The organism is Pseudogulbenkiania subflava DSM 22618 (assembly GCF_900177275.1).
Classification (GTDB): Bacteria; Pseudomonadota; Gammaproteobacteria; order Burkholderiales; family Chromobacteriaceae; genus Pseudogulbenkiania; species Pseudogulbenkiania subflava.
In genome coordinates, this window is record NZ_FXAG01000040.1 from 1 (window position 1) to 8,832 (window position 8,832).

At 67.7% G+C, this 8,832-nt stretch carries 9 protein-coding genes; 4 read left to right on the plus strand and 5 right to left on the minus strand.

Annotated features, from left to right (window positions below; translation table 11 throughout):
- The 4 genes from B9N72_RS20330 to B9N72_RS20345 all read left to right on the plus strand — a co-directional run.
- Positions 1–690: thiamine pyrophosphate-dependent enzyme (locus tag B9N72_RS20330; protein WP_234986084.1), on the plus strand; the 690-nt coding region annotated here is incomplete at its 5' end.
- Between the two features lie 180 nt (positions 691–870).
- Positions 871–1,890, plus strand: a complete 1,020-nt coding sequence (pta, locus tag B9N72_RS20335; protein WP_085277981.1) for a phosphate acetyltransferase — start codon at positions 871–873, stop codon at positions 1,888–1,890.
- Between the two features lie 33 nt (positions 1,891–1,923).
- Positions 1,924–2,697, plus strand: coding sequence for a sulfite exporter TauE/SafE family protein (locus B9N72_RS20340; protein WP_085277982.1), 774 nt, complete (start codon positions 1,924–1,926; stop codon positions 2,695–2,697).
- Between the two features lie 61 nt (positions 2,698–2,758).
- Positions 2,759–4,636 (plus strand): methyl-accepting chemotaxis protein, encoded by a 1,878-nt coding sequence (locus B9N72_RS20345; protein ID WP_085277983.1) that lies wholly within the window; start codon positions 2,759–2,761, stop codon positions 4,634–4,636.
- Between the two features lie 163 nt (positions 4,637–4,799).
- On the opposite strand, the gene B9N72_RS20350 is transcribed toward B9N72_RS20345, so the two are convergent.
- The 5 genes from B9N72_RS20350 to B9N72_RS20370 all read right to left on the minus strand — a co-directional run.
- Complete coding sequence (locus B9N72_RS20350; RefSeq protein ID WP_085277984.1) at positions 4,800–5,168, minus strand: Lin0512 family protein; 369 nt, start codon at positions 5,166–5,168, stop codon at positions 4,800–4,802.
- Positions 5,161–5,514 carry a Lin0512 family protein gene (locus B9N72_RS20355; RefSeq protein WP_085277985.1) on the minus strand — a complete coding sequence of 118 codons (354 nt, stop codon included), beginning with the start codon at positions 5,512–5,514 and terminating at the stop codon, positions 5,161–5,163. The genes B9N72_RS20350 and B9N72_RS20355 overlap by 8 nt, the downstream gene beginning before the upstream one ends.
- Before the next feature lie 96 nt (positions 5,515–5,610).
- Complete coding sequence (locus tag B9N72_RS20360) at positions 5,611–7,335, minus strand: cobaltochelatase CobT-related protein (RefSeq protein ID WP_085277986.1); 1,725 nt, start codon at positions 7,333–7,335, stop codon at positions 5,611–5,613.
- Positions 7,335–8,315: an AAA family ATPase gene (locus tag B9N72_RS20365; RefSeq protein WP_085277987.1), complete on the minus strand. Its 981-nt coding sequence runs from the start codon at positions 8,313–8,315 to the stop codon at positions 7,335–7,337. The genes B9N72_RS20360 and B9N72_RS20365 overlap by 1 nt, the downstream gene beginning before the upstream one ends.
- Before the next feature lie 160 nt (positions 8,316–8,475).
- The coding region (locus tag B9N72_RS20370; protein ID WP_327078310.1) for an IclR family transcriptional regulator domain-containing protein at positions 8,476–8,832 on the minus strand (357 nt) is incomplete at its 5' end.

The window sequence follows — 8,832 nt, forward strand, 5'->3', positions numbered from 1 at the left end:
ACGCACGAGCGCGATCCGTTCAGCCTCGACATGATCGAGCAGAATGCTCAGGAGCGGCCATTCTCAGGTGGTGAGTTCCTGCATCCGCGCCAGGTGTTGCGCGAGCTGGAGAAGGCGATGCCGGAGGATGTGATGGTGTCGACCGATATCGGCAACATCAATTCGGTGGCCAACAGTTACCTGCGCTTCGAGAAGCCGCGCAGTTTCTTCGCGGCGATGAGTTTCGGCAATTGCGGCTACGCCTTCCCGACCATCATCGGCGCCAAGGTGGCGGCGCCGCATCGCCCGGCGGTGTCCTACGCCGGTGACGGCGCCTGGGGCATGAGCCTGATGGAGACCATGACCTGCGTGCGTCACAACATCCCGGTGACCGCGGTGGTGTTCCACAACCGCCAGTGGGGCGCGGAGAAGAAGAACCAGGTCGACTTCTACAACCGCCGCTTCGTCGCCGGCGAGCTCGACAACCAGAGCTTCGCCGAGATCGCCCGCGCCATGGGGGCCGAAGGCATCACCGTCGACCGTCTCGAGGACGTCGGCCCGGCGCTGAAGAAGGCCATCGACCTGCAGATGAACCACGGCAAGACCTGCATCATCGAAATCATGTGCACCCGCGAGCTGGGCGATCCCTTCCGCCGCGATGCCCTCTCCAAGCCGGTACGATTCCTCGATAAGTACAAGGATTACGTATGAGCAAGTAAAACGGGACGCACCCCGACCTGATCAGCGGGGGTGCATCCCAAGGCAATGACTTCGACCCTTTCATCCTCCTACTCAATCCATGTTGAGTGTTAGCCGGGGCCCGGGCATCCCTCGCACCGGGTTCCGGCCCTTTTTTCCCTTGCCGGGAAAGGTTTTATCAGGAGCCCCACCATGAGAGCACTCACCCGCATCATCGAGCAGGCCCGCCACGCCCCCGCCCGCATCGCCCTTTCCGAAGGTGAGGACCCGCGCGTGCTCGACGCCGCGGTACGGGCCACGCGCGAGGGCATCGCCCGCATCATACTGGTCGGCGACCGCACTGCCATCGAGACACAGGCTCGACAACGCGGCCTCGACCTGAGCGGCATCGATTTTCACGACCCCGCCGACGCCCCGTTGCAGGCGGAGCTGGCCGAGGCGCTGTTCGAGCTGCGCCGGCACAAGGGCATGACGCAAGAACAGGCCGCCAGCGCCGCGCGCGACCCGCTGGTCTGCGCCAACCTGCTGGTGAAAACCGGACGCGCCGACGGCACGGTTTCCGGCGCGGTACGCACCACCGCCGACGTGGTACGCACCGCGATCCAGGTCATCGGCGTGCAGCCTTCCTTCAAGCTGGTTTCCAGCTTTTTCCTGATGATGCTGTGCGAACCGTTCCACTCGCTCAAGGGCGGGCTGATTTTTTCCGATTGCGGCCTGGTGGTGGACCCGAGCGCCAGCGAACTGGCCGACATCGCCCTGGCCGCGGCCGACAGCGCGCGCCAGCTGCTGATGGAGGAGCCGCGCGTGGCCATGCTGTCATTCTCCACCAACGGCAGCGCCAAGCACGCGGCGGTCGACAAGGTGGCGCAGGCGGCCGCCCAGGTCAAGGCGCAGCGCCCCAACTTGGCGATTGACGGCGACGTGCAGCTCGACGCCGCCATCGTGGCGGAAATCGCCAACCGCAAGCTGCCGGACTCGCAGGTCAAGGGCAAGGCCAACGTGCTGATCTTCCCCAACCTGGAAGCGGGCAACATCGGCTACAAGTTGGCCGAAAGAGTGGGCGGCGCGGTGGCCATCGGGCCGCTGCTGCAAGGCCTGGCCAAACCGGCCAACGACCTGTCGCGCGGCTGCAGCGCCGACGACGTATTCCACGTCATCGCGGTGACGGTGGTGCAGGCGCACGCCGCCCGCGAGACGGCCACAGCGAGCTAGGCCGCCCGTCGATCCGCCGCCAGGACAACGCCCATGCACCTCGACACCCTCCTCGCCCTGCTGGCCACCATCGCCGCCGGTACCTATTTCCAGACCATCACCGGCTTTGGGCTCGGCATGATCGTGATGGGGGCCACCAGCGGTTTCGCGCTGGCCCCGGTACCGGTCGCGGCGGCCGTGGTCAGCATGGTGACCCTGGTCAACAGCGCGGTGGCGCTGCGGGGCAAATGGCACCTGATCGACTGGCGCGCCGCGCGCGCGGTGCTGCTGGGGGTGCTGCCGTCGATCATCGCCGGGGTCGTGCTGCTCAACTACCTGAGCAGCACGGCCTCGCTGCTGCTGGAATTCCTGCTCGGCGGCGCCATCACCTACAGCGGCATCGTGTTCGCGCTGCGTCCGGCGCAGCTGGCTGAGCGTTCGCCCGACCGCAGTTTTTTTGTCAGCGGGCTGTTTTCCGGGCTGTTCGGCGGCTTGTTCGGCATGGCCGGGCCGCCGGTGATCTTTCACTTCTACCGCCAGCCGATGGAGTTGGCGGCGGTGCGCAGCATGCTGCTCCTGGTGTTTGCCTTCACCTCTGGCACGCGCACCCTGTTCGTGGCGAGCCAGGGCGAGCTGTCGGCATCGGTCTGGCTACTGACCGGGCTGTCGATGCTGCTGGCCACCTTCGTCACCCTGCTCGGACGCCGCTATCCACCACCGGTCGCCCCGGCGACGATGCGCCGCATCGCCTTCTGCATCCTGCTGCTGATCGGGGTCAGCCTGATGTTCAGCGCCCTGCCCGCGCTGCTCGGGCCAGGCGGCGCCTGAACCGCCCCACCCCGCCGGCCGTGATCTCATCCCTCAACCAAACCAACAAGAAGCTCTCGCCATGAAGATCTCACACAAGGCCGGCCTCGCCGGCGCCGCCGTGCTGTTTCTCACTGTCAGTCTGCTGTCGCTGGTGCAAGTGAGCCAGCTGCGCACCAGCCTGCGCTCGCAGGCCGAATCCAGCATCGGCCAGGCCGGCAACGCGCTGGCGCGCCAGATCGAAAACGGTCTCAACGCCAAGCTGCAGCTGATCGACCTGATGGCGCAGAGCATCGACGCCGACTTCCGCCCCGAGCGGATTCAGCAGGTCTTCGGCCAACCTTTGCTGAAAGAACAGTTCCTGCTGGTCTTCGGCGGCCTGGACAGCGACGGCAAGCGCCTCACCAACGACCCGAAATGGAACCCGCCCGGCTGGGACGCACGCCAGCGGCCGTGGTACGCCGTGGCACGCCAGGCGCCGCGGGCGGTGCTCACCGAACCCTACGCCGACGCCGCCACCGGCGAGATCCTGATCTCCGCGGTAGCGAAACTCAGCGACCACGGCCGCTTCATGGGCGCGTTCGGCGGCGACCTGAGCCTGCAGAACATCGCCGCCGCCGTCAACGCGCTCGACTTCAACGGCGCCGGCTACGCCTTCCTGCTCTCGGGGAACGGCAAGATCATCTCGCACCCCGACGCCAAGCTGGACGGCCAGCCCTACAGCCGGCTGTTCGACGGGCAACGCCCCGCGCTGACGTCGGCACTGAAAACGGTCGACGGCGCACGGCGGCAACTGGTTTCCTTCGTACCGCTCAGCGGCCTGCACGGCATGCACTGGTATCTGGGCGTGGTGCTCGACGAAGCCGCCCTGATGCGTGAGGCCGACGCCGCCAGCCAGCGCGCGCTGGTGGGCGCGGTCATCGGCGTGGCACTCAGCCTGTTGGTGCTGGGCGTATTGATGGGGCGGCTGCTCTCACCCTTGCAGCGGCTGCATCACGCCCTGCAGGACATCAACCGAGGCGAAGGCGACCTGACGCGCCGCCTGCCGGCCACGGGCAAGGACGAAGTGGCGCTGCTCTCGCGCGAATTCAACGGCTTCGTGCAGCACCTGCAAACCCTGATCGGCAACGTGATGAACAGCGCCGCGCAGGTGCGCCAGACCAGCACGGCCACCTCCAGCCAGGCGCAATCCGCCTCCGAGCGGCTGTATCAGCAACTGCAGGAGCTCGATCACCTGGCCCACACCATGAACGACATGAACGGCGCCGCCGAGGCCGTGGCGGAACACGCCGAGGTGGCGGCCCGCGCCGTCGAAACCGCCAACGTTGAAACCGAACACGGCGTGGCTGTGGTATCACGCACCACCAGCACGATCCAGCTGCTGGCCGACAAGCTGGGCGAGACCGGGCTCTCCATCAACCAGCTGGTGCAGCTCAGCCGCCACATCGAGTCGATCCTGACCAAGATCGCCGGCATCGCCGACCAAACCAATCTGCTGGCGCTCAACGCGGCCATCGAGGCAGCACGGGCGGGCGAGGCCGGACGCGGCTTCGCCGTGGTCGCCGACGAGGTGCGCACCCTCGCCTCACTGACCCAGAGCTCGACCGCCGAAATCCGCGACATCATCGAGCAGCTGCAAAACGGCGTGAAACGCGCCGAGAGCAGCATGCTGCAATGCAGCCACACCGCCAAGCAGACCGTCGATGACGCCGCCAGCGCCAACGACATCCTGGGGCGCATCCGCGACGCGATCACGCGCATCAACGACATGAACCTGCATATCGCCAAAGTCGCCAAGGAGCAAAGCGTGGCCACGCGTGAACTGAGCAGGCGCACCGACGGCATCCGCGACATCAGCCACGCCGTGGCGCAGGGGGCGGCGACGCAGCTGGATCACTGCCAGGTGATGGTCGAGCAGGTGGGGCAGCAGGACGCGTTGCTGGAGCGCTTCAAGGTTTGATTCCCCGCCGCCGGCAGCCGTGAGCCGGCGGTGGGGCGTTGCCGAGAAAAGATCGAGGGGCCGGGTGCAGCCAGACATCAGGCTGGCAATCCGGCCCCGCCCGCATGGCAGGAATAAAAGGGTAACGAGCCCGGTTGCCGACCGGCGGCGACCGGCCAACCGCTCAGGCCGGCTCGCTCAGGCGCCAGTCGCTGTCGGCGGGCAGGAACGCTTCCACCGCGGCGGTGGCGATGACGTGCGTGGTGCCCTGCTCCGGGTCATGCACGTTGAGGCCGCCGAACACCGCCGTGACCTCGGCCCGGCCGCGCGGCAGTTCGGCGGCCACGACGACGGTGTCGACCTTGTCCGGCTCCTGCACACCGATGGTGACCTGCACCCGCATGGTACGGTGGTCGTAGCCCAGCGAGCGGAACAGGATGATCGACGAATGATGCAGCGCGTCCTGCACCGCGCGGCAGGCGGCCTTGGTGTAGTCGCCGCCGTACAGGTCGTTGCCCGACCCCATTTCCAGGATGATGCGTTTCTCAGCCATGTGCCGGCTCCATATCAAAGGACACGATGATCGCGGCGTGAGCGATCACGCTCACGCCATCGCTGCCGTGCTTGGGCACATCCAGACCGCCCTTCACCACGGTGATCGACGGCGTGCCGTAGGGAAACAGCCCGACCAGCGCCTCGCGGTCGACCTCCTCCGGCCGCTGGATGCCGATCTCGACGTCGATGATCATCGCCGTCTTGGGAAAGCCGAAAAACTCGGCCACGTTCAGCGAATTGCGCCACAGCGCATCGCGGATCGCGCGCGCCGCGGCCTCGGTGTAGTTGCGGCTGCGGATCGACGTCCCCATGCCGAACTCCACCACCACTCGTTTCTTCGCCATGCTGCAGGCTCCTGTTGACACTATTAGGGTTGAATCGGGTGCGCCACGGTCGTCACCGGCAACCGCCGCGCGCACCGGGAAGGAACGGCGGCGCCCTCAGCGCCGGTGCCGCCCGCCGATGAGCTGCACGATCTCGAAGAACAGCTCGTTGTCGAGCGCCTGCGTCATATCCGTGGCGAGGCAGCGGCGGTAGAACGGGCTCAGGTCGAGCCCGACCCCCAGCCCGAGGATTTCCACCGCGCGCTCCTGTTCTCGCCGCGCCACCACCGCCTTGAGGTGGTTGTCGAGATAGAAGGCGTCGTTGGCGAGGCCGGTGGCACTGTCGGCAGGGCTGCCGTCGGAAATCACGATCAGGATGCGCCGTCCCGCGCTGCGCGCCAGCAGGCGGTTGCAGGCCCAGTCCACCGCCTCGCCGTCGATCCCTTCGCGGAACAGATCGGCCTTGAGCAACGCCGCGATGTCACGGCGCGCGCGTCGCCAGCTGCGCTCGGCGTCCTTGAACACCAGATGGCAGACCTCGTTGAGCCGGCCGGGGTGGCGTGGCCGCCCGCGGCTCATCCACTCGCGGTAGGGACGGCCGCCGTTCCAGGCTGCGGTGGTGAAACCGAGCAGCTCGGTGCCGACGCCGGCCATCTCGAGCGCCCGCAGCAGGATGTCCACCAGGGTCGCCACCGATTCGACATGTGCCTTCATCGAGCCCGAGCAATCCACCAGCACGCTCACCTGGCAGTCCGCCGCCGGCTTGAACTGTTCACGGCGAAACAGGCGGCGCTCGGCCGGCGAGGTGATCAGTTGGGAAAGGCGGCGGCCATCCACCTGCCCTTCCTCCTCGCCGAAGCGCCAGCCGTCGCGGCGCGGCTCGGCGAGCACGGCCCCGAGCAGACGCGCCAGGCGCGGAATATTGACGCCCTGGGCGGCGATGCGCCGGTCGAGCCGCTCGCGGTACTCCTCCAGCAGCGCCTTGCGCACTTGGGTACCGGCCGCCACCTCGACATCGTAGCGGGTAGTGTAGACGCGGTAGGCCTGCTCCGCCTCGACAAACACCTTGCTGGCGCCACTGACGGCGGCGGCAATCCCGTCGCCCCCCTCGTCCTGGTCGAAGTCGAGCAACAGCGCGAAAGCGGCACGGGCATCGCCCTCGGCCTCCCCGGCCTCGCCTTCCCCCGGCTGGGCGCTCTTGGCGCGCACCTTGTCGCCGACGATGCGGGCGATCTCCAGCGCGTGCGGGGCGAACGCGGCCTGGTCGTGACGCTGGCGGCGGATGCCGGCCAGTGCGCTGCCCAACTCCGACACCAGGGACCAGCGGGTGCTCTCGATGTAATCCTCGGTTTCGTGCAGCACCGGCAGCGCGTTGAGGCGCGACCAGCACATCTGCGCCACGGTGTAGAGCAGGATGCCGGCCTCGCCCTCGGTGAGCCCGGAACGGTAGAACGCGCGCGACCAGTCCTCGAAGCGCTGGCGCAGGTTGCCGGCCATGCCCGGCATGTCGGCGGGCGCCAGGGTCTCGACACGCAGCTGTTCCAGCAACTCGAAGATCAGACGATCGACCGGCTCCTCCGGGCACAGGCTGCGGTGCAGCGCGGCATCGGAATACTGCAGGCGCAGCGCCATGCTATCGGCCGCGGCCCGGCTGGCCGCGAAGTCGTCGATCCCGGGTTCGACCCGCAGATGAGGCGCATGCACCGGCAGCGCCCGCGTCGCGCGGTGCAGCCGACCGCCGCGGTAGTGCAGCGCCGCATCGCCCGTCAGCGCCCGGATCGCGGCCGCGCACAGCTCCTCGACCTGCTGCTGCCGCTTAGCGTTCTGCTGCGGGCTGGCCATTACTGCGCCCCCGTCGTGAGCATCCAGGATTCGTCCAGTTCGACGCCGAAGCAGCGCTGGTAGTACTCGGCGACGATGGGGCGCTCCGCGTCGTCACACTTGTTGAGGAAGGACAGGCGGAAGGCCAGCGCCGGGTTGCGGAAGATCTCGCAGTTTTCCGCCCAGCTGATGATGGTGCGCGGCGACATCAGCGTCGACAGGTCGCCGGCGGCAAACCCCTTGCGCGTCAACTCCGCCACCGCCACCATCGATGCCACCAGCTGGCGCCCCTGCTCGTTATCCTTAGCGGGCACGCGCGCCAGCACGATCGCCATCTCCTCCTCGCGCGACAGGTAGTTGAGCGTGGCGACGATGTTCCAGCGGTCGATCTGGGCATGGTTCAGCACCTGGGTGCCGTGGTACAGGCCGGACAGGTTGCCGAGCCCCACCGTGTTGGAGGTAGCGAACAGGCGGAAATACGGGTGCGGCCGGATCACCCGGCTCTGATCGAGCAGGGTGAACTTGCCGTCGCGCTCGAGGATGCGCTGGATCACGAACATCACGTCGGGGCGGCCGGCATCGTACTCGTCGAAGATCAGCGCCACCGGGCGCTGCAGCGCCCAGGGCACGATACCTTCCTGGAATTCGGTCACTTGCAGGCCGTCGCGCAGCACGATGGTGTCGCGCCCGACCAGGTCGAGGCGGCTGATGTGGCCGTCCAGGTTGACGCGCACGCACGGCCAGTTGAGACGCGCGGCGACCTGCTCGATATGCGTGGACTTGCCGGTGCCGTGCAGCCCCTGCACCATCACGCGACGGTCGCGGGTAAAGCCGGCGAGGATCGCCAGCGTCACGTCAGGGTTGAAGCGGTAGGCCTCGTCGATCTCGGGCACGTGGTCGTCGCGCTCGCTGAAGGCGGGCACTTTCAGGTCGGAATTGATGCCGAACGCCTCGCGCACCGAGACCATGCGGTCGGGCTGAATCTGGCTGATGTCTGTCACGGGAGCTCTCCAGTGGTTGCCGCGGCGTGCTGCGCGGCGTGGGTCAAATAGTCGTCAACCTCTGGCGCCCCCTTGCAGGTCCGGCCTTAGCCGGCCTCACCCTGCGGCGGGGCCAGAGCATTCGTGCCGGGACACACCCGGCCGGCCGGAAGATGCAGACTCATTCGCTCTCCCGCGCCTCGGGCATGGCCTCGGCCTCGATCTTGGCCAGGGCCGCCGCCGCCCGCTGCAACGCCGGTAGCAACTGCAGCGCCTTGTCCGGCGTCACCCGCAGCACCGGCGCCTGGATCGCGATCCCGGTGTTGGACTTGCCTCCCGGCGTCGGCACCAGCACCGCCAGGCAGAACAGCCCCGGCAGGAATTCCTCGTCGTCGCAGGCGTAGCCGTCCCGCTTCACCCGCTCGATCTCCCGCTCCAGCGCCGCCAGGTCGGTCAGCGTCTTCGCGGTGTAGCGTTCCAGCGGCACGTGCTCCAGCAGCCGACGACGCTGGCTCGGGCTCATCTGCGCCAGGAACAG

Coding starts and splice junctions, on each gene's coding strand:
- pta (WP_085277981.1), top strand. CDS start 871: ATGAGAGCACTCACCCGCATCATCGAGCAGGCCCGCCACGCCCCCGCC.
- B9N72_RS20340 (WP_085277982.1), top strand. CDS start 1,924: ATGCACCTCGACACCCTCCTCGCCCTGCTGGCCACCATCGCCGCCGGT.
- B9N72_RS20345 (WP_085277983.1), top strand. CDS start 2,759: ATGAAGATCTCACACAAGGCCGGCCTCGCCGGCGCCGCCGTGCTGTTT.
- B9N72_RS20350 (WP_085277984.1), bottom strand. CDS start 5,168: ATGGCTGAGAAACGCATCATCCTGGAAATGGGGTCGGGCAACGACCTG.
- B9N72_RS20355 (WP_085277985.1), bottom strand. CDS start 5,514: ATGGCGAAGAAACGAGTGGTGGTGGAGTTCGGCATGGGGACGTCGATC.
- B9N72_RS20360 (WP_085277986.1), bottom strand. CDS start 7,335: ATGGCCAGCCCGCAGCAGAACGCTAAGCGGCAGCAGCAGGTCGAGGAG.